At 46.4% G+C, this 26,773-nt stretch carries 24 protein-coding genes; 9 read left to right on the top strand and 15 right to left on the bottom strand.

What is annotated here, in order from left to right:
• Positions 1 to 54 precede the first annotated feature (54 nt).
• The 3 genes from DYD54_RS06000 (at position 55) to DYD54_RS05990 (ending at position 1,169) form a co-directional block, all read left to right on the top strand.
• Entirely contained in the window at positions 55 to 387 is a 333-nt protein-coding gene (locus DYD54_RS06000) for a 2Fe-2S iron-sulfur cluster-binding protein (RefSeq protein ID WP_063514155.1), read from the top strand.
• A gap of 37 nt (positions 388 to 424) precedes the next feature.
• Positions 425 to 766, top strand: coding sequence for a hypothetical protein (locus tag DYD54_RS05995; RefSeq protein WP_063514154.1), 342 nt, complete (start codon positions 425 to 427; stop codon positions 764 to 766).
• A 67-nt stretch (positions 767 to 833) separates the two neighbouring features.
• Entirely contained in the window at positions 834 to 1,169 is a 336-nt protein-coding gene (locus tag DYD54_RS05990; protein WP_063514153.1) for a hypothetical protein, read from the top strand.
• Positions 1,170 to 1,191: 22 nt separating this feature from the next.
• Here the strand turns inward: DYD54_RS05990 and ppk2 are convergent, their stop codons facing one another.
• The 6 genes from ppk2 to DYD54_RS05960 form a co-directional block, all read right to left on the bottom strand.
• Positions 1,192 to 2,190 carry a polyphosphate kinase 2 gene (gene ppk2, locus DYD54_RS05985; RefSeq protein WP_370446609.1) on the bottom strand — a complete coding sequence of 333 codons (999 nt, stop codon included), beginning with the start codon at positions 2,188 to 2,190 and terminating at the stop codon, positions 1,192 to 1,194.
• A gap of 237 nt (positions 2,191 to 2,427) precedes the next feature.
• The gene (locus DYD54_RS05980; RefSeq protein WP_063514151.1) at positions 2,428 to 3,780 is read right to left on the bottom strand and encodes an ABC1 kinase family protein; all 1,353 of its coding nucleotides are present in this window, start codon (positions 3,778 to 3,780) and stop codon (positions 2,428 to 2,430) included.
• 143 nt (positions 3,781 to 3,923) lie between these two features.
• Positions 3,924 to 5,201, bottom strand: a complete 1,278-nt coding sequence (gene purD, locus DYD54_RS05975; protein ID WP_063514150.1) for a phosphoribosylamine--glycine ligase — start codon at positions 5,199 to 5,201, stop codon at positions 3,924 to 3,926.
• A 78-nt stretch (positions 5,202 to 5,279) separates the two neighbouring features.
• A complete protein-coding gene (locus tag DYD54_RS05970) occupies positions 5,280 to 5,882 on the bottom strand; it encodes a fumarylacetoacetate hydrolase family protein (RefSeq protein ID WP_063514149.1) in 603 nt (200 codons plus the stop codon).
• Positions 5,883 to 5,936: 54 nt separating this feature from the next.
• Positions 5,937 to 6,938: an alpha/beta fold hydrolase gene (locus DYD54_RS05965; protein ID WP_084260638.1), complete on the bottom strand. Its 1,002-nt coding sequence runs from the start codon at positions 6,936 to 6,938 to the stop codon at positions 5,937 to 5,939.
• Positions 6,938 to 7,102, bottom strand: a complete 165-nt coding sequence (locus DYD54_RS05960; RefSeq protein WP_036362848.1) for a rubredoxin — start codon at positions 7,100 to 7,102, stop codon at positions 6,938 to 6,940. Before DYD54_RS05960 ends, DYD54_RS05965 begins: the two co-directional genes overlap by 1 nt.
• Before the next feature lie 228 nt (positions 7,103 to 7,330).
• Here DYD54_RS05960 and uvrB point away from each other — a divergent pair, with 228 nt between their 5' ends.
• The 3 genes from uvrB (at position 7,331) to DYD54_RS05940 (ending at position 10,915) form a co-directional block, all read left to right on the top strand.
• Positions 7,331 to 9,460 (top strand): excinuclease ABC subunit UvrB, encoded by a 2,130-nt coding sequence (gene uvrB, locus DYD54_RS05950; protein ID WP_063514147.1) that lies wholly within the window; start codon positions 7,331 to 7,333, stop codon positions 9,458 to 9,460.
• 178 nt (positions 9,461 to 9,638) lie between these two features.
• Positions 9,639 to 10,223, top strand: a complete 585-nt coding sequence (locus tag DYD54_RS05945; protein WP_063514146.1) for an OmpW/AlkL family protein — start codon at positions 9,639 to 9,641, stop codon at positions 10,221 to 10,223.
• 98 nt (positions 10,224 to 10,321) lie between these two features.
• The gene (locus DYD54_RS05940) at positions 10,322 to 10,915 is read left to right on the top strand and encodes a uracil-DNA glycosylase family protein (RefSeq protein ID WP_063514145.1); all 594 of its coding nucleotides are present in this window, start codon (positions 10,322 to 10,324) and stop codon (positions 10,913 to 10,915) included.
• Here the strand turns inward: DYD54_RS05940 and DYD54_RS05935 are convergent.
• The gene (locus DYD54_RS05935; RefSeq protein ID WP_063514144.1) at positions 10,892 to 11,221 is read right to left on the bottom strand and encodes a branched-chain amino acid transporter permease; all 330 of its coding nucleotides are present in this window, start codon (positions 11,219 to 11,221) and stop codon (positions 10,892 to 10,894) included. The two genes, DYD54_RS05940 and DYD54_RS05935, sit on opposite strands and share 24 nt — an antisense overlap.
• Positions 11,222 to 11,230: 9 nt before the next feature.
• Positions 11,231 to 11,926 carry an AzlC family ABC transporter permease gene (locus DYD54_RS05930; protein WP_063514143.1) on the bottom strand — a complete coding sequence of 232 codons (696 nt, stop codon included), beginning with the start codon at positions 11,924 to 11,926 and terminating at the stop codon, positions 11,231 to 11,233.
• Between the two features lie 258 nt (positions 11,927 to 12,184).
• Between DYD54_RS05930 and gpmI the strand changes: the two genes are divergently transcribed.
• Complete coding sequence (gene gpmI / locus DYD54_RS05925; RefSeq protein WP_115265739.1) at positions 12,185 to 13,756, top strand: 2,3-bisphosphoglycerate-independent phosphoglycerate mutase; 1,572 nt, start codon at positions 12,185 to 12,187, stop codon at positions 13,754 to 13,756.
• A 17-nt stretch (positions 13,757 to 13,773) separates the two neighbouring features.
• The gene (locus DYD54_RS05920) at positions 13,774 to 15,099 is read left to right on the top strand and encodes a S41 family peptidase (protein WP_063514141.1); all 1,326 of its coding nucleotides are present in this window, start codon (positions 13,774 to 13,776) and stop codon (positions 15,097 to 15,099) included.
• Between the two features lie 44 nt (positions 15,100 to 15,143).
• Here DYD54_RS05920 and DYD54_RS05915 read toward each other — a convergent pair whose 3' ends face one another.
• Genes DYD54_RS05915 through xseA form a run of 3 tightly spaced genes read right to left on the bottom strand, consistent with a single transcriptional unit; the run spans position 15,144 to position 17,343 of the window.
• Positions 15,144 to 15,650, bottom strand: a complete 507-nt coding sequence (locus DYD54_RS05915; RefSeq protein ID WP_147285073.1) for a nitroreductase family protein — start codon at positions 15,648 to 15,650, stop codon at positions 15,144 to 15,146.
• Positions 15,651 to 15,659: 9 nt separating this feature from the next.
• On the bottom strand, positions 15,660 to 15,782 hold the full coding sequence (locus DYD54_RS11910; protein WP_084260737.1) for a nitroreductase family protein: 123 nt from the start codon (positions 15,780 to 15,782) through the stop codon (positions 15,660 to 15,662).
• Between the two features lie 43 nt (positions 15,783 to 15,825).
• Entirely contained in the window at positions 15,826 to 17,343 is a 1,518-nt protein-coding gene (xseA, locus tag DYD54_RS05905; protein WP_063514990.1) for an exodeoxyribonuclease VII large subunit, read from the bottom strand.
• Positions 17,344 to 17,606: 263 nt separating this feature from the next.
• Here xseA and DYD54_RS05900 point away from each other — a divergent pair, with 263 nt between their 5' ends.
• Positions 17,607 to 21,998, top strand: coding sequence for an NAD-glutamate dehydrogenase (locus DYD54_RS05900; RefSeq protein WP_063514140.1), 4,392 nt, complete (start codon positions 17,607 to 17,609; stop codon positions 21,996 to 21,998).
• A 76-nt stretch (positions 21,999 to 22,074) separates the two neighbouring features.
• Here the strand turns inward: DYD54_RS05900 and DYD54_RS05895 are convergent, their stop codons facing one another.
• The 4 genes from DYD54_RS05895 to nrdA form a co-directional block, all read right to left on the bottom strand.
• Entirely contained in the window at positions 22,075 to 23,310 is a 1,236-nt protein-coding gene (locus tag DYD54_RS05895; RefSeq protein ID WP_084260636.1) for a ribonuclease D, read from the bottom strand.
• 7 nt (positions 23,311 to 23,317) lie between these two features.
• Positions 23,318 to 23,911 carry a recombination mediator RecR gene (gene recR / locus DYD54_RS05890; RefSeq protein ID WP_063514139.1) on the bottom strand — a complete coding sequence of 198 codons (594 nt, stop codon included), beginning with the start codon at positions 23,909 to 23,911 and terminating at the stop codon, positions 23,318 to 23,320.
• 1 nt (position 23,912) lies between these two features.
• On the bottom strand, positions 23,913 to 24,245 hold the full coding sequence (locus DYD54_RS05885) for a YbaB/EbfC family nucleoid-associated protein (RefSeq protein ID WP_063514138.1): 333 nt from the start codon (positions 24,243 to 24,245) through the stop codon (positions 23,913 to 23,915).
• Positions 24,246 to 24,367: 122 nt separating this feature from the next.
• Positions 24,368 to 26,644 (bottom strand): class 1a ribonucleoside-diphosphate reductase subunit alpha, encoded by a 2,277-nt coding sequence (gene nrdA, locus DYD54_RS05880; protein ID WP_063514137.1) that lies wholly within the window; start codon positions 26,642 to 26,644, stop codon positions 24,368 to 24,370.
• Positions 26,645 to 26,773: the final 129 nt, after the last annotated feature.

Here is a 26,773-nt window from a genome sequence, read left to right as displayed (position 1 = left end):
ACAGTTTATAAAAATAATAATTGATTTAAGATTTTGTAAGAAAACAGGTGTACAATGGGCTGGGTATTTACCGACGAGATGCGCTTTTATTTACACGAAAATGAAACGCTATTAGAGGGCATGAGACGTACAGGTCATCAGACGGTTCGTTTTGAATGTCAGCAGGGGTATTGTGGCTCGTGCAAAATGCGAGTGACCGCAAAGACTGGTAAGCTGTTCATGACAAAAAAGCCAATTGCCATGCTTGAAGAGGATGAAGTTTTGGCTTGCTGCTGTCAGGCGACAGGCACCATGTGTGTGACCTATGCGCCTAGAATGGAAGGCGAGCAGCTAAGTCTATTCGAAGATAAAAGTGTCTCGGATGTCGGTTTCTTTAAGTTGGCCTAAGACACTGGTGGCTCGCTCATGAGTGCTGGAGGGTGTGATGATCGTAGATAAACACAATTTTACTAATAAGGCGCTGATACTAACAGCGATCGGTCTCGTGGTGATTGGTGGGGCGTGGTACTTACGCCCAGGTGCTAAGCCAGCCAAGTCTGATGTGATGCCTGATGTAGATCTGTCGATGCTAAGCATCCCTAAGTCGGTCAGCGAGCCTGTTAAGGCCAAAGTAGAAGCGGTGCGTTACCTATCCATTGATGATGGCAGCATTAATGCAGCTGAACGAAAACAGCTAAAAAAACAACTAAATCATCTTAAGCGCACAGGTAGTCTATCAGGTGGTGTGCTAACTGATGATTCAAGCAGGCCACGCATGCCAAAATAACTTATCGATTTGGACGCAAGCAGCCGCTTAGCTTTGAACCGACTAAGGTTGAATTATCAGGTTTTTCTTGACGGGCAGGCAGTATGAAGGCGTACTCGGTGAGCATGGTTATGATACCTTGTATCGGTTGTTTGAAAATCCTGGCAATAAATCTCGCATAGAGATTATTGAGACCAAAATTTTAGAAAATTCGCCAGTCGTTATGTACCACGAATTAATGAACAAAACAATCGCAGGCACACCGGTGCTATATGAGCATCTGACTGACAAAAAAGCCGTGAATTATCAAAAAGCGCGTTTCGTTCATGAAGATAGGCTTTATGTCATTAATGCCAAAGGACTAAGCCAAGTTGAGTTTGAGTCATTATTAAAAATCACCATCAATAAAATACCGCTCATCTGAGCGGTATTTTATTGATGGTGATTTAAGAGTTGTTTTGGACTGGGCTGGTCGGTCTTAGTGATGAGACTACCAGATCCGTACGCTCATCCATCTCATACAGTGCACCTGCACGACCCACGATTAGAGGGTCGATGTTGCCGATATGGGCAGGATCTTTGTTCTCGTAGTTGAGCTTATTTAGCACATAGCGCATGGCGTTTAGTCGAGCACGTTTTTTGCAGTCGGATTTGATGACGATCCATGGCGATTCGGCGGTATCGGTGTTAAAGAACATTGCTTCTTTGGCTAGGGTGTAGTCATCCCATTTATTCAAAGAGGCTTTATCAACAGGAGAGAGTTTCCATTGTTTTAGTGGGTCGTTCTGACGGCTGGCGAAACGGGCTCTTTGTTCTTCTCGCGATACCGAGAACCAGAATTTCACCAATTGAATGCCCGATTCGATCAGGTGTTTTTCGAATTCAGGCACTTGATGCATGAAGATTTGATACTCTTGTTCGGTACAAAAGCCCATCACGCGCTCAACAACGGCACGGTTATACCAAGAGCGGTCAAACAGTACGATCTCGCCAGAGGTAGGCAGGTGCTGTACATAACGCTGGAAATACCATTGGCCTTTTTCTTGTTCGGTGGGTTTCTCAAGAGCGACAACACGCGCGCCACGAGGGTTTAGATGCTCCATAAAGCGCTTGATGGTACCGCCTTTACCGGCAGCATCACGACCTTCGAATAGGATAGCCAGTCTTTGACCTGTGGCTTTGACGTGGTGTTGTAGTTTTAATAGTTCGATTTGGAGTTTGTATTTTTGAGCTTCGTAGTTTTTGCGACTAAGGCGATGTTTGTAGGGGTAACCGCCTTCACGCCAGTTGTCTGACAGTTGTGTGTCCTTTGACTTGTCAGCGCGCAGTTGACCGACGATCTGTGTTACAGGCAGATAATCGTTCAGCACCTGACCAAGTTCAACCAAATCATCAGGTGTGGCATGCATCAGCAGCTCTTCAAGCTGTGCGGCTGTGCTTGGCATGACTTTTGGTTCGGTCTTGGTGGTGGATTTTTTGGCTAGGGTGGTCTTAGGTGCTGCTTGGGTGCTGCTGGTGTCTTGATCATTAACTGGCATGAGTCACTCCTTAGCTGGTTGAGGTTAGGTTGATCCTTTATGTTAGCATCTTGTGAATGGTTGCGCAATGTCAATTATCTGATGAATATATACAAAATACTCATGAATAAAACGCCTTAATAATGAGCATCAAGGCGTTATATGTCAAGGGGTGAGATAAGGTTCGATGAGCTCTGTACTGTCTGTGCGAGCATCCAGCGCAACCAGTAGGGCATATGCACCGATGAATTTACGACTGATGAACATCATCTCTTTGGGTGGTAAGCTAAATTCAAGCGAGGTCATGCCATCTTTGGCAGAAGTCATCACGCGATTATAAAGCTGACTGCCTGCCCACAGGTAGCGATTATTATCATCAAGATAAGCATTATTAACATGTTCTGCCTTGGCAAAAGGCTCACACGCCATCAAAAAAACCTTAGCCATGTCGTCTTTTGGCTTGCCAGTCAATTTATCAAAAAAATCATAACCTGTCATGGCTGATTTCATCATCTGACTGTTTTGATGATAGCCTGCGGTGAGTAAGTTTTTTGCGATGGTTAGTAGATGGTTGTCAAAGCGCTTTACTGCGCCAAAATCCAGCAAGACCAAGCGATCCGTGTCATTCTCGCTACGCACCAGATAATTACCAAAATTAGGATCGGTCTGCATCTCCCCCCATTCGAACAGTTCGCGAATGACGATCTCGATGGCGGCTTGACCAAGGGTGTTACGACGTTCTTGGGGTAGCTGCAGAAGCGCAGGGTCATTCAAAGGAATGCCTGCTTCATAGCTCATACAAATCAAGCGATCAGTGCTGTAATTGTCATAAATGGTCGGCACGATATAGCGATCATCATCCGCCAGATAAGCGGCAAATTGCTTCGTGGTCTTAGCTTCAGTACGATAATCCACTTCGGTATGTAGCAGCTCTTTGATCTCTAAGAACCAATCATCCAGCGCTTTGGTCTGTGGGACAGCATTTGTAATCTTAAGTAGCTGCCTAAAAATCGCTAGGTCAGAATCGATGGCGTTAGCAACATTGGGATATTGAACCTTGAGGACGACGGTACGTCCGCTGTATTTATGTGTGGCTTTATGGACTTGGGCAAGGCTTGCAGTACCGATGGGGTTGCGCTCGATCTCAAAATCATCAATGCGATCTCCAAGCTCATGCTTTAGGGTGTCGTAGATGATGTGCCATGAGAGTGGGGCGGTGTTGGCATCAAGTGTGTGCAGGGCATTGATGACTTCGCGCGGCAAAAAATGCTCGCCATACAGCGCAAGCATCTGCCCAATCTTGACCACAGAACCTTTTAGTTTGCCCAGTTCGCTGACCAGATAATCCGCTTGTTCTTGGAGTAGGGCGTGCTTTTGGGTCTCTCGCGCCTCTTTACTTAAAAATAACCCCGATACGCCGCTTTTTGCCCAAGTCGCCCCGATGTTCAATGAGGTCTTGGCGATGGAAAGTCTGCGTTGTAGTGGGGTTGTTTTTAGGGTATTTAGCGGTTTGGTCATGATGTCTTGTTGTGATATTTTGTCTCATAAATTGGGGTTATTATATCAAAAAATCAAGCCATTATGTCGTATTTGTGCTTGATGTATAACAAAAAGCTCTTTTAAGGCGGTGCTTAAAAGAGCTCGATTGATTATGATCAATATTAGCGTTCGATCGCACGCCAGCCGATGTCACGACGGTATTGAATGCCATCAAAGCTGATGTTGCCACAGCCTGCTAAAGCACGCGCCTGTGCTTCTGCGACAGTAGCGCCTAGAGCTGTTACGCATAGAACACGACCGCCATTGGTTAAGATTTGTCCGTTGGCTTCTTTGGTTCCGGCATGGAAGACTTTTAGGTCATCGTGTGAATCGATGGCTAGTAGACCTGTGATGACATCGTCTTTTGATGAAGTCTCAGGATAGCCACGGCTTGCCAATACGATGCCTAGCGCCACACGCTCATCCCATTCGGCAGATGCGGGAAGCTTACCATCTAGACCAGCTGTGATCAAATCGACCAATGATGACTGTAGTCGCATCATGATCGGCTGAGTCTCAGGATCGCCAAATCGGCAGTTAAACTCAATCACATAAGGGTCACCTGCCTCATTAATCATAAGACCTGCGTACAAGAATCCCGTATAGGGCGTGCCATTGGCTTTCATGGCATCGACGACGGGGCGAATCACGCGCTCGATGACCTTGGTGTGTACATCAGCTGTCACGACAGGTGCAGGCGAGTAGGCGCCCATGCCGCCTGTGTTGGCGCCTGTATCGCCTTCAAAGATGCGCTTGTGGTCTTGGCTGGTCGCCATTGGCAGGATGTTGTCACCGTCAATCATGCAAATAAAAGAAGCTTCTTTACCTGCCAAGAACTCCTCGATAACCACACGAGAGCCTGCTTGACCGAATTTATTACCCAACAGCATGTCATCAATGGCATTAAAGGCCTCTTCTTCGCTCATCGCGACAATGACGCCTTTGCCTGCTGCCAGACCATCTGCCTTGATGACGATCGGTGCGCCTTTGGTGCGGACGAATTCTTTAGCAGGTTCGATCTCGGTGAATACTTCGTAAAATGCGGTAGGAATGCCGACTTTTTTCATGAAATCCTTGGCGAATGCCTTGGAGCCTTCTAGCTGTGCGCAGTATTGGGTAGGGCCCCATGCTTTGATGTTGGCACGGCGAAGGTCATCGACGACGCCCTCCACTAAGGGTGCTTCTGGGCCAACTAATACAAACTCAACATTATTATTTTGACAGAACTTGATAACAGCATCGTGGTTGACGACATCTAGGTCGATGTTTTGTAGTTTTGGTTCTATTGCTGTGCCTGCATTGCCTGTGGCGACATAGACGGTATCGACTTTGGTGTCTTTAGCGCATGCCCAAGCCAGTGCGTGTTCGCGTCCGCCTGTACCAAGTACAAGAATATTCATGGAGGATTTCCTTGTGGATTGAGGATTTTAAAAAGCCTTATTGTAACAAAATTTTGATAAAAAATCCGCTTTTGGTGGTTATTTAACGCTAACTTGGTAGGTTGAACCATCCAATTTTATTGTTAATTTATCACTGCTCATCAGCTTATCGACACCCTTGGGTGTGCCTGTCATGATGATGTCACCTGCCTGTAGCCCGTATAGCTCATCAAGATATTCAACCAAATAATCAAAGCTATACATCATCTTATCCGTGCTATCATCTTGGCGCATCTCGCTATTGACTGACAACGACAGATGATAGGTCTTATCTTCAAATGGCATAAAGTCGCCAAGCCAGCAGGCATTCTTAAAGCCTTTAGCCTTGAGCCATGGCAGACCTTTTTCTTTGCAGATGCTTTGTACATCTCTGGCTGTCAAGTCTAGCCCAACGGTGGCCGCGACGATTTGCTTATCTTCACCGATGAGTAGGACAAGTTCAGTCTCATGATGGACGTTATCTGAATAGTCGGGCAGGGTGATGGTGTCGCTAGTGACGATGCTGCTGTTCGGCTTTAGGAATACTAGCGGCTCATCAGGCACGGCATTACCAAGCTCATAAATGTGTTCGACGTAGCTGCGTCCGATGCAGTAGATGGTGTTGATGCGATAGCTGGCATCGCCCAATGTGATGGTATGCATGATGTCCCCTTGTGAATGGATGTAGGAGCATTATAAGTCCTAACTCACAAAACATCAATCGGCTTGGCAGTGCCTTGCGATGATGCTCACAAGATAAGGATAATAATAAGGCGGGATGTCGTGACCCATGCCGTCGATGAGCTCAAAGCGAGCATTTGGAATGATCTTGGCTAAGAACTTACCATGACTGGGGGCAAGCAGTCCGTCTTTGCTGCCGTGTAGTACGAGGGTGTTCGCGCGAATCTGCTTACTAAAGCGCAAGATAGAGCCGGAGGCTAAGATGGCATTTAGCTGCTGGGCGACACCAAGCGGGTGAAAATTACGCTGATAGCGTTTCTCTGCGATGGCGCGAGTACCCTTAATATCTAGATGTCCTGGTGAGCCGACTGCTGTCATGAACCACACGCTATGACGTACCATGTCTCTTTCGGAGTGGCTCTCTGGGCGACGCACGAAAGTCATGAATTGCTTGGGATTTGGTGGCCTCAAGAAAGCACGATTACTACTGGTGAACATCAGCACCAGATTATCCACATATTTAGGGTAACGCGCTGCGACGATCTGTGCGATCATCCCGCCCATCGATGCGCCCACCAGATTGACTTTATCTAGATTCATGGTCTTGATGAGTCTGGCGACGTCTTCTGCCATGTCAGTGAGTGTGTAGGCGACAGGCTCTTGCCGGTTGGACAGACCTGCTTGCACCTTGAGCATCATCTTTAGGGTGTTCACCTTGGGCAGGCCATCGATGCGAATTTTGCTAGACAGGCCTGTATCACGATTATCAAAGCGAATCACAAAATAGCCAGCATCAATGAATTGCTTAAGCAGCTTATCCGACCAGAACAGCATTTGAGACCCAAGACCCGTGATAAAAATCATCGCAGGATGTGCAGGGTCACCCCCAGCTTCCACGCACAGCGACATGCCTTCGCCGATGTCGATGATGGCTTGATACAGATGTTCAGAGAGATCAGACGGTTGCCAGTCTATCTGTCCGAACTTTTGCCAACTCTCTGGCAAATCTGTCGGCTGCACATGAAAGGGGGTGTCCATTAGATTTCTACCATCTCAAAATCTTCTTTGGTGACGCCACATTCAGGGCAAGTCCAATCATCTGGAATGTCTTCCCAGCGGGTACCTGGCGCAAGACCTTCTTCAGGGCAGCCAAGCTCTTCATCATAAATCCAGCCGCAGACGATGCATTGATATTTTTTCATAATAAACCTTATGCCTAGACGATTTGGTACAAATCGATGTGGGTGATTGTCATGTTAAAAACTGTGCTTAGTTTACAGATGTATCGATTTTTTGCAAGTAAATTTTGTAAAAAGATGTGATTGGTTGAGATTTGTGTTGAAATATTTAAATGAAAATGTCCCACTGTCTTTAAATTTTGCCAAAAATCCCAATGATAAAGGATTGAATAATCGTCATCACGGACCATCATGAGAATCCCAGACATCAAAAATACCACGCGAGAAGAGCGACATCTTAACCAGCTTGCCAAGCAACTCCAAGAAAGCGCCGAACTGACAGGCGTCAATGTGTCAGGCACACAGATCAGCAGTCAAGCCTTTGACCTTGTCAGCGACTACGAGCCGGCAGGCGATCAGCCCACCGCCATAGCTGGCTTGGTAGACGGTGTCAAGGCAGGTAGAACAGAGCAGCTATTGCTTGGCGTGACAGGTTCGGGTAAAACTTACACGATGGCAAAAGTCATCGCCGAGCTTGGGCGACCTGCGATAATCATGGCTCATAACAAGACCCTAGCCGCCCAGCTTTATGGCGAGTTTAAGGCGTTTTTTCCCAATAATGCGGTGGAATATTTTGTCAGCTATTATGACTATTATCAGCCAGAAGCGTACGTGCCTGCGTCCGACACTTTTATAGAAAAAGACTCTGCCATTAACGACCACATTGACCAAATGCGACTGTCCGCCACTCGCGCTTTGCTAGAACGCCGAGATGCGATTATCGTGGCTTCTGTGTCCGCCATTTATGGCTTGGGCGACCCTGAGAGCTACCTAAAAATGCTCCTTCATGTGGTGGTGGGCGATGTCGTGGATAGAACCGCCCTTATCAAACGTTTGGTTGAGCTACAATACGAACGCAACGAGCTGGATTTTGGGCGAGGGACGTATCGCATTCGTGGCGAGACTTTGGATATTTATCCTGCCGAGAGTGAGAGCCTTGCCGTACGCATTGAGATGTTTGATGATGAAGTCGAAAAAATCGTCTGGTTTGACCCTTTGACTGGTAAAAACGTCCGCACCGCCCCACGCATTACCATTTATCCAAAATCGCACTACGTTACCCCACGAGAAAAATTGGAACAAGCAAGCGACACCATAAAAGCTGAGCTTGCTGAACGGCTTGACTATTTTAGAGATAATGACAAGCTCATCGAAGCCCAGCGTATCAAAGAGCGTACCCAATACGATCTTGAGATGATACAACAGTTAGGCTACTGCAACGGCATTGAGAACTACTCACGTCATCTATCAGGGCGACCTGCTGGGCTTGCTCCGCCCACGCTGTTTGACTATGTGCCTGATGATGCGTTGTTGTTTATTGATGAAAGTCATGTTACCGTCCCACAAATCGGAGCAATGTATAAGGGCGACCGCTCGCGCAAAGAGACGCTTGTTAGCTATGGCTTTCGCTTGCCGTCCGCTATGGATAACCGCCCGATGAAATTTGAAGAGTGGGAGCGTATCAAGCCGTCCACCATTTATGTGTCCGCCACGCCTGCCCTATATGAGCTTGAAAAAGCCCAAAACATCGTGGAGCAAGTCGTCCGACCCACAGGACTGATTGACCCTGTCTTAGAAATCCGCCCTGTGCTTACCCAAGTGGACGATGTGCTTGGTGAGATAAACCTGCGTAAACCCTTAAACGAGCGAGTGCTGATTACCACGCTCACCAAACGCATGGCGGAGGATTTGACCAGTTACTTAAAAGAATATGGCGTAAAAGTCGCCTACCTACACAGCGACATTGACACGGTAGAACGCATGAAAATCATTCACGAACTCAGAACAGGCGTGCATGATGTACTGGTGGGGATTAACCTGCTTCGTGAAGGCTTGGATATGCCCGAGGTGTCGCTTGTGGCAATTTTTGATGCGGACAAAGAAGGCTTTTTACGCTCGGAGCGTTCGCTCATTCAGACCATTGGGCGAGCAGCACGGCACGTTAATGGCAAGGCAATTTTATACGCTGATAGCATTACTCCTAGTATGCAAAAGGCGATAGATGAGACCGAACGCAGACGAGCCAAACAAATCGCTTTTAATACCGAACATGGCATTACGCCAAAATCGGCAAGCCGTGCCATCACCGATAAGATTGACACAGGCGAAGAAGAAGCCATGCATGCCCTAGGCAGTGCGGTCATCGCCCAAAGTGCGATAGCTGGCGTGGACGAAGAGATTTTAAGACGACCTGAGCTTATCGTTAAAGAAATCAATCGCCTAGAAAAACAAATGCGCACACTCTCAGCTGAACTTAAATTTGAAGAAGCAGCGCGCGTTCGTGATGTTGTATTGGCACTAAAAGAGCGTTTAATTGACTAAAAAGTCACAAAAGTCTTAAAAGTCTTAAAAAGTTGTTGATTTTTTTGCCGATTGTTATAAAATGATGACAAGGTTTAAACCGTCATTTATGAAGAGTGATGATATACTTTCGCAAGAGGGCTTGCAATACGCGGGCTCTTTTTATCTTTTTAGCCACTTTCCATGTTGGAGAATAGCCATGAAACTAAAAAATATCGCACTTGCGCTAGCAGCTGCTACTGCAACTACCGCTGCTGTTGCCGCACCTGCAGGCACTTGGACCATCGGCGCGGGCGCTGCTTACGTTGATCCTAAGAGCAATCCAGGTCTAGAACTATCTGTTGATGAAGATGTTCGTCCAAGCATTACTTTCGAATACTTTCCAGTTAAAAATGTTGGTATCGAACTGCTAGCGGCACACCCATTCAAGCATGACATCGAGTCTAAGGGCAAGGAAGTTGGTTCAGTTAAACTACTTCCACCAACTCTATCTCTACAATACCACTTCGACAACGGTGGTAAAGTTGTACCGTTCATCGGTGCTGGTGTAAACTACACTACTTTCTTCAAAGAGCACCTAGCTGGTTCAGATCTTGAACTAAAAGACAACTGGGGTGCAGCTGGCCACGTTGGCGTTGACTTGAAACTAACTGACCGTGACGCAGTTCGTCTAGACGCGCGCTACATCGATCTTAAAACTGATGTTAAAATTGATGGCGTAGATAAAGGCGAACTAGACCTAAGCCCATGGGTTTATGGCGTATCATTCGTTAAATCATTCTAATCTCTGATTGGAATAAAAAAGCCGACCGTGTTGTCGGCTTTTTTTAATGCTTACTTTAAATTAATAGATAAAAATCTATCTTGATGGTCGCGATTTCCATGAATATTGAAAAACATCCCTTGTTTCCATTTTTACCAAAGAATGCCAAGGTATTAATGCTTGGTAGCTTTCCACCGCCAAAGTCGCGCTGGAAGATGGATTTTTATTATCCGAATTTTAATAATGACATGTGGCGCATCATGGGACTGGTGTTTTTTGGCGATAAAGAATGCTTTATTGATGTGTCGAATAAGTGTTTTTATCAGGATAAGATTGAGGATTTTTTGAGGGAGCGAGGCATTGCCATTTTTGATGTTGCCAAAGCGGTGATACGCGAGCAGGACAATGCATCGGATAAGTTCTTAACCATCATCGAGCCCTCTGATGTCTCTGAACTACTTGCTCAGATGCCAAAATGCGCACATATTATCACCACGGGCGAAAAGGCGACCGAAATTCTGCTGTCAGATCATGATTTAAATCCGCCAAAAATTGGCGAGTCAGTGCAATTACCCATCAATGATAAAATAGTGACATTGCGCAGACTGCCGTCATCTTCGCGTGCCTATCCTTTGGCATTGGATAAAAAAGCGGCATATTATCATGCCGTATTTGATGAAATCTTTGATTTAGATGAAGATTTTTTGGATTAAAAACATATATAGGCAGGTGCCAGCACCGATGGATAAAAACATGTTGCGTCGCCAAATGTGAAGTACGACTACCACGATCCCTGCGATGAATTCTGGTGCGCCATGATGTGGCGTGAGCAGATCGACGTTCTTATAGCAGTACACGACCAAAAGCCCAAATACAGCAGAGGGTAGTGCCTTGCCTAGATATTGTACGAATTTGGGGATGGGTTTGTTTTCTGGAAAGGCGATAAAGGCAAGCCAGCGACAGATCTGTACGGCGATGATGGCGATAAGGATACTGATTATTTGTTGTTCAATACTCATGACTCATCCTCAATGGTAGGCACGCAAGCGCGTACGGAAAGCGCCGAGCAAGATCAAAATCCCAGCCATCGCAGGAATCAAGAAGCTGTCCTTGCCAAAAATTACCAAAGAAACGATGCTAATACCAAGCCCGATGATTGAGCTGATGTGGCTGTCTTCTTTGAGCCATTGCTCCATAAAAATCACCAAAAATAAAGCCGTCATGGCAAATTCTGAGCCCTTCAAATCAAAAGGTAAAACATCACTCAGTAGTGCCCCAAGTGCCGCACCACTCACCCAATAAATGTGTAAAAAAATCGTGATAAATACCATAAACCACGTTTTGTCGATACCATCTTCAATATTGGCTGAGTAGTTGATGGCAAAAGATTCATCGGTCATGGCTGACACGAGATAAAACTTTTTAAAGCCTGCAATACCCTTAAACTTATGCAGCATCGAAATGCCATAAAAAATTTGCCGAGCGCTAATCATGCCGATCAGCAGCAGAACAGATAAGGGGTTAAATGCTGCCAATAACACGCTTGCCATGACAAACTCAACCGAGCCTGCAAAAATAAAAAACGCCATCGCAATGGGGTAAATCGCCCCAAAGCCAAGCGAACGCATATAGACGCCATATGCCATTCCCAAAAACAAAAAGCCCGATAAAATAGGCAAGCTCTGAATAAAGGCGGATTTTATGGTGGGTTTTAGGTGTTGCATCGGCTACAAGCTAAAAGTTATGAATAATCAAAAATGGCAAACCGCTATTATAAATTAAAACCATTCAATTGCAACCAAAAGCCCATAAAAATACAAATTTAATCCTTGGTCAAAAGCACTATTTATGCAAGTTAGCGATCATATTTGGCATGATTAACTTTCATGATTGTAGTTACCGATGTTGGTAAATTAATGTCTTTTTTTATATTGATTTATGCTACAATATCATGAAATTTACATTGAATTTTGAGTATGTTCATGACTGACGCGACCAATAAAAAAATCCCGCATGTATTGATGATTCTAGATGGTGTGGGACATCGCACCGACCCACGAGATAATGCAGTTCTGGCGGCGAATACGCCCAACTTGGATAAGCTAACCGCGACTTGCCCTAACGGTCTGATCTCTGGCTCTGGCATGGATGTGGGTCTGCCCGATGGTCAGTTTGGTAACTCTGAAGTGGGTCACATGAACTTAGGTGCAGGGCGTATCTTGTTCCAAGATTCAACTCGTATCATGAATGATATTAATACGGGTGATTTTTTTAAGAATGAAGCTTTAGTCGGTGCTGTTAAAGCTGCCAATGAGGCAGAAGGTGCGGTTCATATTTTGGGTCTGTTGTCAGATGGTGGCGTCCATGCGCACATCGATCACATGAAGGCGGCTGTACGCATGGCATTAGAGCAGGGTGCACTACAAGTATTTGTGCATGGATTCATGGATGGGCGTGACACGCCGCCGAAGTCAGCCGAGGCTTATGTGGCAGATTTTGAAGTGTTCTTGGCGGACATCAGCGGCCAATACGATGGCGAGGCGAAGATTGCCAGCATGATCGGTCGATTCTTCGCGATGGATCGTGATAAGCGCTGGGATCGTGTCCAAGCCGCTTACGAACTTCTAACCCAAGCCAATGCTGTACGTGAAGCGGGCACAGCCATCGACGCGGTAAAACAAGCTTATGCAGCGGACGAGACTGACGAATTCATTCAGGCGACCATCATCGATGATAACGGCATTATCTGTGATAATGATGCGGTGATTTTCATGAATTTCCGTGCAGACCGTGCTCGTGAAATCAGCCAGGCCTTCGTTAATAATGACTTTGATGGTTTTGAGCGTAAAGTGGCGCCAGAGCTGTCCGCCTATGTCATGCTGACCAAATATTCAGATGAATTAGAAAACAACCCAAAAACCACCATCGCCTATTATCCAACCAGTCTGGCTAATACTTTGGGCGAATACCTACAAAATAACGGCAAAACTCAGCTTCGCATCGCTGAAACTGAAAAATACGCTCACGTAACGTTCTTCTTTAGTGGTGGACGTGAAGAGCTATATGACGGTGAAAAGCGCATCTTGGTGAACAGCCCTGAAGTGAAGACCTACGATCTAAAGCCTGAAATGAGTGCTTATGAGGTTACTGATAAATTAAAAGCAGCCATTGAGTCAGGTGAATTTGACGTACTCATCATTAACTACGCCAATGGCGACATGGTGGGGCATACAGGCGTATTCGAGGCAGCTGTGAAAGCTGTTGAGGTGGTCGATGAGTGTATTGGTGTGATCGCTGATAGTGTACAAAAGATGGGTGGGCATTTGCTGGTTACCGCCGATCATGGCAACTGCGAGCAGATGCAAGACTATGAAAGTGGGCAAGTGCACACACAGCATACGACCGAGCTTGTTCCGTTCATTTATGTGGGCGATAAGAAAGTTAGTGTACGTGAAGGTGGTAAACTGTGCGACGTATCACCGACGATCCTGCATTTGATGGGTATGCCAAAGCCTAGCGAAATGACAGGCGAGAGCCTATTAATCGAAGGCTGAGCATTCGCGAGGATCTCATGAAAAAGCTGCTAATATTAACGTTGCTCTCTATGATGACGGCTGTGCCATTGTCATCGGTTGCGCAGAATGAGTTTTCTGATTCTGCGCCTGTGCTATCTGAGCCTAATTCACAGGCTGATGAAGATCAGGAGGGTGATGCTTCTGAGATTGATTTGGGTGTGCTAGACAGTCAGCCAAATGTTCTGCATGGTATCGACGGGCTACATCAGGGGCGTGTACCATTAAATGCCATCTCACCAAATACATTAAAGACTTTCGTGTCGGTGGTGGATTTAGTGCGCCGTGAATATCCTGACCATAAGAATGATGATGAGCTTTTTTATCATGCCATTAACGGCATGCTAACCAAGGTGGATAGTCATGCTGAGTTTTTGGATGCTAAAGCATTTAATAATCTTCAGTCATTCACCACGGGTAATGTTGGCGATGTTGGCATCACAGCGGTATGGCAGGAGCGTGCAGGGCGTTGGGTGGTTACCAAGGTTGAGGCTGAATCTAGCGCGACCAAAGCAGGCATTGCTATTGGTGATTATCTGTATCAGATCGGTGATGTCCGTCTGACAGGCAGCCAAACCCAAAACGATGTTGCGCAGCTTTTAAGTGGCATTCTTAATACTAAAGTGGACGTCACCTTCTCCAAAGCAGGTCGGTCAAAACTAACCAAAACCCTTGAGCGTACCCACAGCACGCAGTCAAACATTGAGATTCTGGTGCGTGACGGCATCGTGATCGTTAAGCTGCCCGTATTTCAAACCAACACACGCCAGCAGATCTTAAATGGTGTCTCATCAGCAGGGATACCCGTACAAGGGATGATCATCGATGTGCGTAATAATCCGGGCGGTGTGCTGGATTCGGCGGTAGATGTGGCTTCGCTTTTTATGCGTAATGAGGTCGTCACTCAAGTCGAAGGGCGTCATGGCATTGAGCGTGTCATGCATACATCAGGTTCCCCGCTACTTGATGAGATTCCGCTACTCATCCTGCAAAATCGATATTCTGCCTCTGCCGCCGAAGTATTGGCTAGTGGATTACAGACTCAAGGTCGTGCACTGATATTGGGTGAAGCTAGTTATGGCAAAGGTTCGGTGCAGTCTATTATTCCAATTGGCGATAATCAGGCGGTAAAACTAACCACAGCGCATTACATAACCGCCACGGGTGAGAAGATTGATAAAATCGGTGTTAAGCCCGATGTTACATTCCCTCAGGTCGATCATCAAGATGGGTTGATTGATGGGTGGCTGGAGCGCGCTTTGGTCATCATGCAAGAGGGTAAGCTTGCCACAGGGGTTGAGTTTGCGCCTGTTGGTGGATTTTAAGGGTTTAATAAAAAACGCGCCGATCATTGGCGCGTTTTTTGGATTTAAATAAATCGAATAACTTCATCAAAATCAAGACGAGCCTTTGGCAGAGCCTTATTAAAATCATCATCACTGGCATAACCTAAGGTAACGACCACAGAAGCGTTTAGATTTTGGCTATTTAAATTAAAAGCATCATTTAAAAGGTTTTGATCAAATCCGCCAATTGGCGTCGCTTGAACGCCTGCCAATTCAGCAACGAGCAGCAGATGCCCAAGCGCGATGAAGATCTGCTGTTCAGCCCATTGTGATAGCTTGGCAGGTGTTTTGGTGTATTCGCTAAGGTAGTTCCGGCATAAGTTTTGGCATGCGGTTTTGCTGTCTGGCGTTCTAAATCTGCCTGCATGTGATTCTGCGTCTAACACCTTATCTAGATGATCATCATTAAACTGTGTGCGAGTACATAGGATGATGGTGTGCGAGGCGTTCAATACTTTTGGTGCATTATGTGCATCTGAGCCGGTCATGCTGCTTGCGGTGATGGCTTTGGTATTATCATTGGCGGCCACCAAGAATTTCTAAGGCTGAATATTGATGGAAGATGGCGCAAGGCGTAACGCTTGTAGGATGTGATCCAAAGTAGTATCATCGATTCGCTTGGTCGGATCGTAAGCTTTGCAAGTGTAGCGTGATTGTGCGATGGAAGGTTACTCATGAGTGTTGCCTTATTGTGTTATTATTGTGTTATTTGAATGAATGCGGTGTGGCGGAAATCTTGCCATCATGAAATTCAACTTGCAGGTCTTGATTGGCGTCTATCTTGGTAGAAGATGACACAATGCGACCTTCTTGATGAATGAGTGCGTAGCCTTTATTTAGAGTTCTGGCGGGGTGCTGAATCATGATTAGGCTTTGTAGGTGGCGACAATGGTTCTTTAGGTGGTTTAGTTTATCCTTGATATTGCGATGGCTGTCAAGCAGGGCGCTGGTATGAGTCTTAGCGTGATTGATCTGTTTGGCAGCATTTGCTTGTACGGCTTGATAAAGTGTATTGGTTTGGGTTTTTTGTTTGTCCAGGCGATGATTGGCGATGAGTTTGGTGCGATTCATCTCATGATGGCTGTCTTTTTTGGCAAGGAATACCAGCTTTGTGGTGGATGATTGGATGCTTAGCATTGAATTGGCGCTATTATTTTTGGCGTGCATGAGCTGTTTTTGGCTTAATGTTTGGATCTTCTGCATGGCGATTTTGGCATCTTGGGTGATGCTCATGAGCTGACGTTCGATCGCGCCAATGACCTTGGATGGTGTGTCAAATCGTGTATGCGCCACTTCATCAATAAGCACCTTATCACGCTCATGACCGATGCCCACCCAGACAGGCACAGGCTGTTCAGCGATGAGTGCTGCCAGCTCATAATCATTTAGATATGCCAAATCACCCACTGCGCCACCACCGCGGATGACCACAAGCAGGTCTGGCAGATGCTGATAAGTGTCGATAAACTGACGCATGCCGTGCGTGATGGCAATGCGAATCTCATTGGGTGCGCGATTGCCCTGAAAAGTCGCATGATGATAGTGAAACTGACAAGCGCCCGCTGCCGCCAATCGATCTGCTTCTGCGCGAAAGTCCCCCAAGCCTGCGGCATTCTCTGGCGCGATAACGACCACATGGCGAATGTCGAAGGGGGCGGACAAGGCTTTGTTTAATTGGGTTAGACCTTCATCGTGTAGGCGTTTTAGCATGGCGTTATAAGCTGCTGCCAATTCGCCCAAAGTATAATTCGGATCAATGTCGCTGATGTTGATGCTAAAGCCGTACTGTGCATGGAAGCTGGCTGATGCCTTAATCAGGACGCTTGCGCCTGCTTCTAGAGCGTGCCCCGTGCTTTGGTGGAATTTAGACAGTACGTTTGATGCCCGATAACGCCACAGGGTCGCTCGACAGCTGGCGATGATTTGCCCATCGTCATTCTCTTCTGCCAATTCAAAATAATGATGCCCGCCTTTGGATGACATCGAGCGTATCTCGGCGCGAATCCATACCTCGTGATCAAAAGTATCACTGATCACCATCTTAACGGCTTCTAGATAATCACTCAGCGCCAGCTGAACTCCTTGTAGCTGTGTTTGAGTGTCGTTTTGAGTCTGTAAATCGCTGAGCTCAGCAGCAATTTTGGCGTGTAATTTATCGACGTCTTGACTGGGTTCGTATAGATTTTCCACCAAGTCTGCGATACGTTTGGCTTGTTGATTCATGATTATTAGAATAATTAAAATCATCACTATATCACAGTCTATCCATGAATAAAACTGCCATCATGGGATTTTGGGTGCGATTATTTATTAGTACAAATGCATAAAAAAGCCATATTTATCATATTTATTAATATTAAAACAACAATTTCCCATTTGCTTTTCAATGGGCGTTAATGTAATTTATAAGAGCGTACGACCGTACTTTTGTTGTGGTGTGGCGTTTTAGTTTTTAAAATTATCATTCAAACAATCATGGAAAATATATGAACAACCTAACGATTGACCAATCACGCATTGATGCCATTGCTCGAATAGCCACCGCTAAGAGTAGTGAGAGTGAGGCATTGCTGACGAAGTTTATCCACATTTATTATCAATATCTGCATCACGATGTCGCTAAGAGCATTAGCGATGCTGATCTTGCGGGCATGGCGTTGCATCATTTTAGTCTATTAAAAAATCATAACGGTCAAAGCCCAAGACTGGCAGTCATCAATCCTGTGAGTGATGAGCATTATTTTTCAAATAAAAAAAGCGTGATTCAGATGGTGGCGTTTGACCGTCCATTCTTGACTGATACCATGCTCATGAGCCTTGAGAAAAAAGGCGTGGCGGTGCATCGTATTTATACCAATATCGTCAAAGTGGTTCGCGATACTTCAGGCGATATCGTCGATGTGATCGGCGCTGATGAGAGTGATGCCAATATTTCACAGCAATATTCGTTATTCCACTGCGAAATCGCTCGTCAAGATGTGGCAAAGCTTGCCGAGATTCATGATGCGCTGCTTGCTAAGATCAATACATTGGATGTCATCGTCGCTGACTGGTCGCAGATGCGCGATAAATTAAACAGCATCTGCCAAGAGATGGCGGGCGTACCTGTACCTACCGAATACAATTCAAAAGAAGAGGTACTAGACTTCTTGGAGTGGGTGGGTGATGAGAACTTTATCTTTATGGGTTTTCGCGAATACCGCTTCGATGGACTTGGCGAGGATGCTGAGTTGTACTCAGTCGGCGGCAGTGGATTGGGCGTACTAAGAGGCTTATCAGAAGATTCGCTGTCTCAGAGCTTTCATCGCTTGCCACGCGAATTAAAGGGAATGCTAAGTCTGCCACGTGCGATTTTATTATCAAAATCACGCCATGAATCACCTGTACATCGTCCTGTGTATATGGATTTTTTGGGTATTCATAAATACGATGAGCAGGGTAAGCTGGTCGGTGAATATCGATTTGTTGGTCTTTTGACATCGCGCGCGTATCAGACGCGAGCGAGTAATATTCCACTACTTCGTGAGAAAGCCAATCAAATCCTTGAGCTGTCAGGCTTTGCTAAGAACAGCCATAACTACCTTAAGCTGGCTCATATCATCAATACACTACCGCGCGATGATTTATTCCAAGCGGGTATCGATGAGCTGTACCCGATGGTGAGTGCGATCAGTCAGCTTCAGGATAAGAATCGCCTACGCCTGTTCACGCGAATTGACCATTATCAACGCTTCGTGTCGTGCTTGGTATATATCCCGCGTCATAAGTTCGACACCGAGCTTCGTATTAAGATTCAAAACTTGCTGACCCAAGCCTTTGGCGGTGAATCATCCAACTTCACAACAGAATTTAACGAGCTACATCACGCGCGCGTACACATTCATGTGCGTACCATTCCTGGTAAGGTGAAGCCTGTCGATACCGCGCTGCTAGAAGACAAGCTTGGTGCGCTCATGCAAGACTGGTCTGACGAGTATGCGCGCGCATTAAGTGAGGAGATGGGTGAGAGTGAGGCGAATCGCATCATCAGCAATTATGGCGACTCTGTGCCTGCTGCCTATAAGGAGTGCTATGATGCCAATACGGCTGTGGCAGACACCAAACGCCTGCTGGCCATCAATAGCCAAGAACCAATGGCTTGGCGACTGTATCAGCCCGTTGGCGAAAGTGCTGACAAGCTAACCCTAAAACTTTATGGTCAAGGCGAACCGTCTATCCTGTCGCATGTTTTGCCTATCTTGGAGAATTTTGGCGTGCTGGTCTTGAACGCAGATTCGTTCAAGTTTGATAACGCGCATGGCGCTTGGATTCAAGAATATCAGCTAAAACTGCGCGATGGCATTACTGTGGACCTAAATGCGGTGCGCACCCAGTTTGAGGACAGTTTGCGCGAGATTTGGCAGGGTAAGATTGAATCAGATAAGCTGAACGAGTTAATCCTAACCACCAATTTAGATGCTTATGACGTGGTATTATTGCGTGCATTATCGCGCTACATCGTGCAGGCACGAGCACCATTTTCTAATGAATACATCCATGCGACCTTGGTGAATAACCCACAACTTGCAAGCCTTATTGTGTCGCTGTTCCACGCTAAGATGTCGCCAGATGTGGATAATCGTGACAGTGCAGTTCAAAGCGCCAAAGATGCCATCGATACTCAGCTGGCGAATGTAAGCAGTCTTGATGAGGATCGTATCATTCGCTGGTTCTTAGATTTGATTCAGGCGTTGCTACGCACCAGCCATTATCAAGTAGATGAAGAGGGTAATCGTAAAGACCGAGTTTCCTTTAAATTTGCCGCAAGTCAAATTGCGCACCTACCCAAGCCCAAGCCGATGTTTGAGATTTATGTGTATTCTCCGCGCATCGAGGGCGTACATCTGCGCGGCGGTAAAGTGGCGCGTGGCGGTCTAAGATGGTCTGATCGTATGGAAGACTATCGTACCGAAGTGTTAGGATTGGTAAAAGCGCAAATGGTCAAAAATGCCGTCATCGTACCTGTCGGGTCAAAAGGCGGCTTTGTGTGTAAAGATCGCAGCAAGGCGGCCAATCGCGAGACGTGGCAAGCTGAAGGTGTGGCATGCTATAAGACGTTCATCCGCGGACTGCTTGATCTGACAGATAATTTGGTCGATGGCAAGGTCGTACCGCCAAGCAATACCGTGCGCCATGACGAAGACGACCCTTATCTGGTGGTCGCAGCTGATAAAGGCACGGCGACGTTCTCTGACATCGCCAACGGGCTGTCGGCCGAATATGGCTTTTGGCTACAAGATGCCTTCGCTTCTGGTGGTTCGGCAGGTTATGACCATAAAGGCATGGGCATCACTGCTCGTGGCGCATGGGAGAGCGTAAAGCGTCATTTCCGCCTCATGGGTAAAGACATTCAGACTCGCGATGAGTTTACCGCGGTGGGTATTGGTGATATGTCAGGCGACGTATTTGGCAATGGAATGCTGCTGTCGAAAAACACGCGCCTACTGGCCGCCTTTAACCATCTGCACATCTTTATCGATCCTAATCCAGACGCCAAGGTTTCATTTACCGAGCGTGAGCGCCTATTCAACATGCCGCGCTCTATGTGGACAGATTATGATGCTAAGCTCATCAGTGAAGGTGGTGGCGTGTTTAACCGCACAGATAAATCCATCAGCATCACGCCACAGATGAAGGCTGCTTTTGATATTGCAGAAGATAGCCTAACCCCGAATGATCTACTTAATAAGCTATTAAAGGCCCCTCTGGATCTGATCTGGAATGGTGGTATCGGCACCTACATTAAGTCATCTGACGAAGAGCACAGCGATGTGGGTGATCATGCCAATGACGCGATTCGTGTCAATGGTAATGAGGTGCGCGCCAAGGTTGTCGGCGAAGGCGGTAACTTAGGCTGCACCCAAAAGGGTCGCATCGAATACGCTCAAAACGGTGGTCGCATCTATACCGATGCCATCGATAACTCAGCGGGTGTGAACTGCTCTGACCATGAAGTGAATATCAAGATTCTGCTGGGCGCGGTCGTTGAACAAGATGAGATGACCATCAAACAGCGTAATACCCTGCTTGAGAGCATGACTGATGAAGTGGCTCAATTGGTGCTTCGCCAGAACTACCTACAGCCACAAGCGATCGAGTTATCCGCTCGTGAAGCCACAACCCGACTGCCAGAACACCATCAATTCATGCAGTTCCTTGAGAATGCAGGTCGACTAGATCGCGCCATCGAATACCTGCCAAGTGATGAAGCCATCAAAGAGCGCCAAGCTTTAACTCAAGGGCTGACCAATCCAGAGTTTGCCATTCTGTTGGCCTATGGCAAGATGTGGGTATATGATGAGATGCTTGATAGCGACTTAGCGAATGATGCTTATTTCTTAAATGAACTCAAGAAATACTTCCCAGATGCGCTGGATGAGCCGTATTTTGATGAGATGGTAAAACATCGCCTGCATCGAGAAATCATCAGCACCTACCTAACCAACGGCTTGGTAAATAGACTTGGCATTGAGACGGTGTTCGATATTTATCGTAAGACTGATCGTTCGATCGCAGATATTACACGCGCTTATGCGGTGGTTCGCGATGTCTTTGGGGTGCAGATGCTTTGGAATGAGATCGAAGCTCTGGATAATCAAATCTCAGCCGAGCTACAGCTTGATATCGAGATTCAGATTCGTCGCAGCCTTCAATTTGCCATTATCTCACTACTTAATGCTAATGACGACCTTGATGTGGCGACATTAGTGGGTCAGCATCTAGGTGCGGCTGATGGCGTGGATGAATTTTATCAATCGGAGCTTGAAGGTCAAGGTGTGCCGGCGGCATCTGCTGCACTATTTGCCAGACTACCTGCGCAGATAGCAGCCATTAAGTAGGCAGCCTAACTCTGTAATAAATAAAAATCAGGATGTGCATACATCCTGATTTTTTAATTAATACAATTTAAATTGTTTATGGTTTGGGCGCTTCCAATCCTGCTATGATTTGGGCTTTATACTCATGCAATAATGGCAAAAGTACACCCACCACCCAAGCTCGGCGATAACCTTTTAAGCCATCAGGTAGCTGATCAATGGGGTGATCATAAGCGGTCATTAACAGCAGTTCATGAATCCAACGACCGCGAAGCAGTAGGTTTTCAGGCACATTGATGGCATGACTGTGATCATGGGCTGCTTTATCTAGGGCTTTTTTGAAAGTTTTTTCTTTGCTCTTATAAACAGGTAGTGGCAATGGCGGTAAGCTGTCAACTGATTGTGCTTTTACCATGCGTATGATGCGTATGATTTCATCGCCGTATTTGCGTAGTGAGCCACGATTGATGGTGGTTCTGGCTAATAATTTGATGCTGTCAGGCAGCGTCTCTATGATCTCACGCATGGCCTGCTTATTAATGATAAAAGTGCGCGGCTCATTTGTGGCTCGTGCTAGGGCTTCTCGCCACATCACGAGTTGTTTTAGCGCGCCGATTTGTAGGCGATTGTATTCGGGTGCAGTAAAATCAAGGTATAGCACCTCATCGCTGATATTGGCGGTATGATGCAGCTCTTTGGCGTATAGATTGCTGTCTTCTATGACATAGTCGAGCACTTGATTTTGTGCTAATTTATTTTGCACCGCTTGATAAAGTGCCAACAAATAACGCACGTCATTCGCCGCATACATCTCTTGGGTGGGGCTTAATGGGCGTGCCAGCCAATCCGATTGGCTTTCGCCTTTATCCAAATCAATGCCTAGAATCTCAGAAACTGCCTGGCTGTAGCCTGCTTGAAGCTTGCCTGTCAGGTACGCCACGCCGATTTGTACATCAAAAATATTCGTCAAAGGGGCATTCTTGGCAAGTAAATAAAAAATCCCCAAGTCCTCACCGCAGGCATACCACACCATCGTCGGCACTTCGATCAAAGCCTGCCAAAATTCTGTCAAATCTAGGCGTGGCGCATCCACTAAGTAAATGGCTCGTCCAGTATTGACCTGAACGAGGGCTAAGATTGGGTAGTAGGTGGTGCGCTTGATGAATTCAGTATCAAGTGCGACGACATCAACAGAATCAATCTCATCGATAAGCTCATAAAGCTCATCTTCGGTGCGCACCCATACGGTAGGCAGGTCATCTAAGGAATCGAAATCAACGTCATTGGCGCGAAAGAAGCCAAAACGTTCATCATCAGTAAGGGTGGTTGTCATAAGTGTATCAAATAAAAGCGCGATTTTGGAGGGCTTGGTGGAGGGTTAGGCTATCGATATATTCCAATTCGCCGCCCATAGGAATGCCTTGGGCAAGACGGGTGATTTTTTTGACATGAGGGCGCGCTGCATCTGTAATAAAAAATGCCGTGGTCTGACCTTCAACGGTCGCGCCTGTAGCCAGTATCAGCTCTTCGACGGTTTCGTTTTTGAGGCGAAAAATCAGCTCATCAATGTGCAGATCATCCGCGCCGATGCCATCAATGGGTGATAAATGCCCACCTAGCACAAAATACTTACCACGATAGGCGCCGCTTTGTTCAATCGCCATCACGTCTGAAGCGCTCTCAACCACGCACAGAAGGGTGCCATCTCGACGTGGATCGGCACAGATGGGGCAAATTTCATCATCGCTAAAAGAATGGCAGTGTCGGCATTCTATGATGTCACGCATGGCAATATCAAGCGCTGCAGCGAGATTGATGCCTTGTAGACGTTTTTTGGAAAGTAGCTGCAAAGCCATGCGCTGTGCTGATTTTTGACCGACGCCAGGCAGTACTTGTAGCTCTTTTACCAATTGATCAAATTTTGGGGTGAGCATATTAGCCGAACAGACCTTGCATGCCTTTTGGTAGCCCCATACCCGTGGTCGCGCCCGCCATGACTTCCTCAGACAGCTCATCAGCTTGGCGAACGGCATCATTGATTGCCGCTGCAACCAAATCTTCAATCATGTCAGGCTCATCATCCATTAGGTTAGGGTCGATGCTGATGCGTTTTACCACATGGCGACCTGTCATGGTAACTTTAACCAGACCATTGCCTGACTCACTATGCACTTCTTTGGTGGCAAGGCTTGCTTTGGCAGCTTCGACATTTTTTTCAACTTGCTTTTGCATGGCTTGAGCTTGTTGCATTAGGGCTTGAATGTTCATGATTATTCCTAGTTTTTAATGATTAAAAGGACGAAAATTTGACTAATTATAGCATATTTTGACAAAAAAAATCCAAGCAGAACCATGACCTTACTTGGATTTTAATGATAAATACGGTGCAATTACAATTTACATGCGCCGCCTGCACAGCCATCATCGATGTCGCTTTGGCTGTCATCTGCCCCGTCACGCGTGTTGTGATAGTATAGGGTTTTTACACCAAATTTATAAGCGGTCAGCAGGTCTTGGATCAGCACTTTCATCGGCACTTTATTGCCTTCAAACTTAGAAGGATCATAGTTGGTGTTGGCAGAGATACTTTGGTCGATGAATTTTTGCATGATGCCGACAAGGCGTAGATAGCCGTTGTTGTCAGGCATTTGCCATAGCAATTCATACTGGTCAGCCAGTGATTCGATGTCAGGCACAACTTGCTTTAAGATGCCATCTTTTGATTGCTTGATAGAAACAAGACCTCGAGGCGGCTCGATGCCGTTGGTTGCGTTGGCAATCTGAGAGCTGGTCTCGGATGGCATAAGCGCAGACAGTGTGGAGTTGCGCAGTCCATGTGCCTTGATGTCAGCGCGAAGACCTTCCCAATCAAGGTGTAGTGGCTCGTTGCAGATACCATCTAGGTCCGACTTATAGGTGTCGATTGGTAGAATGCCTTGACTGTAAGTCGTCTGATCAAACCATGGGCAAGCACCTTGCTCTTGTGCAAGCTTGTTAGAGGCTTTTAATAGATAATATTGCAACGCCTCAAAGGTGCGATGAGTCAAGCCAAGCGCTGCGCTGTCTGAGTAGCGCGTACTATTCTTGGCAAGATAATAAGCGTAGTTGATCACACCAACGCCAAGCGTACGGCGATTCATGCTGCCTTTTTTGGCGGCGATGACAGGGTAGTCTTGGTAGTCTAACAAGGCATCAAGCGCACGCACGATAAGTTCGGCGGGCTCTTCGATCTCAGACAGGTCGTTGATTTTGCCTAAGTTAATTGCGGATAATGTGCACAGAGCAATCTCGCCATTCTCATCGTTGATGTTATCTAGAGGCTTGGTCGGTAGGGCGATTTCCATACATAAGTTTGACTGGCGGATCGGTGCAACTGCAGGGTCGAATGGGCTGTGTGTATTGCAGTGATCGACGTTCTGTACATAGATACGACCTGTGCTCGCACGCTCTTGAAGCATGAGACTAAATAGCTCTCTGGCAGGAATCTTGCGTTTGCGGATGCTTTCATCGTTCTCGTACTGCGTGTATAGGCGCTCAAATTCTGCTTGGTCAGCGAAGAATGCCTCATACAGTCCTGGTACATCTGATGGGCTGAACAGAGCGATTTCTTTGTTTTGGATCAGACGTGCATATAGGGTTTTGTTGATTTGAACGCCGTAATCCATGTGGCGCACGCGGTTGTCTTCAACGCCACGGTTGTTTTTTAGGACGAGTAGGCTTTCAACTTCTAGATGCCACATTGGATAAAATAGAGTCGCTGCACCGCCACGAACACCACCTTGTGAGCAGGATTTAACCGCAGCCTGGAACATTTTGAAGAATGGAATACAGCCTGTGTGCTGCGCTTCACCGCCACGAATTGGCGAACCTAGGGCGCGTATTGCGCCTGCGTTAATGCCAATGCCTGCACGCTGTGAGACATAGCGCACGATGGCAGAAGTGGTGGCGTTGATGCTGTCTAGGTTGTCACCGCACTCAATCAGTACGCACGAGCTGAACTGACGTGTTGGTGTGCGCACGCCCGACATGATGGGCGTTGGCAAAGAGATATAAAAGTTAGACGTTGCATCATAAAAACGCTTCACATAATCCAAACGCTCCGCCTTATCATAAGCGGCAAACAAACACATACCAACCAGTACATATAGGAACTGCGGGCTTTCATAGACTTGCTTGGTGACGCGGTCTTGAACCAGGTATTTGCCCATCATCTGCTCAACAGCAGCATAAGCAAGATTCATGTCGCGTTCGTGATCGATGTAGTTATTTAGCTCATCGAATTCTTCATAAGTGTAGTCAGCCAAGATGTGCTTGTCATACTTGCCTGCTTCGGTCAATTTAGAGACGTGGTCGTATAGGTGTGGTGGCTCGTAATCGCCATAAGCGATTTTACGCAGATGGAAGATGGCAAGACGCGCTGCTAAATATTGATAATCTGGTGTCGATGCAGAGATTAAGTCGGCGGCAGCTTTAATAATGGTCTCATGAATGTCCTTGGTGCGAATGCCATCATAAAACTGGATGTGTGACTTTAATTCCACTTGGGATACGGATACATCTTTTAGGTCTTTAGCCGCCCAAGTGATGACTTTATGGATTTTTTCTAGGTCAATTGGTTCTGATCTGCCATCGCGTTTGGTGACTTGGATTTTGTCAATATGTACCATGATGTATCCTGCGTATTTCGTCAAAAAATCGTTAAAAATCTTCAGATATGGTGTTTTTCGATGGCTTGATGATATGATTTTTATCAACTTAATCAACCCATCGCATAAAATTTAATCACTATATCTAGG

This window comes from Moraxella ovis, from assembly GCF_900453105.1.
In the GTDB taxonomy this organism is placed as follows: domain Bacteria; phylum Pseudomonadota; class Gammaproteobacteria; order Pseudomonadales; family Moraxellaceae; genus Moraxella; species Moraxella ovis.
This window is presented reverse-complemented; position numbering and strand designations above follow the sequence as displayed.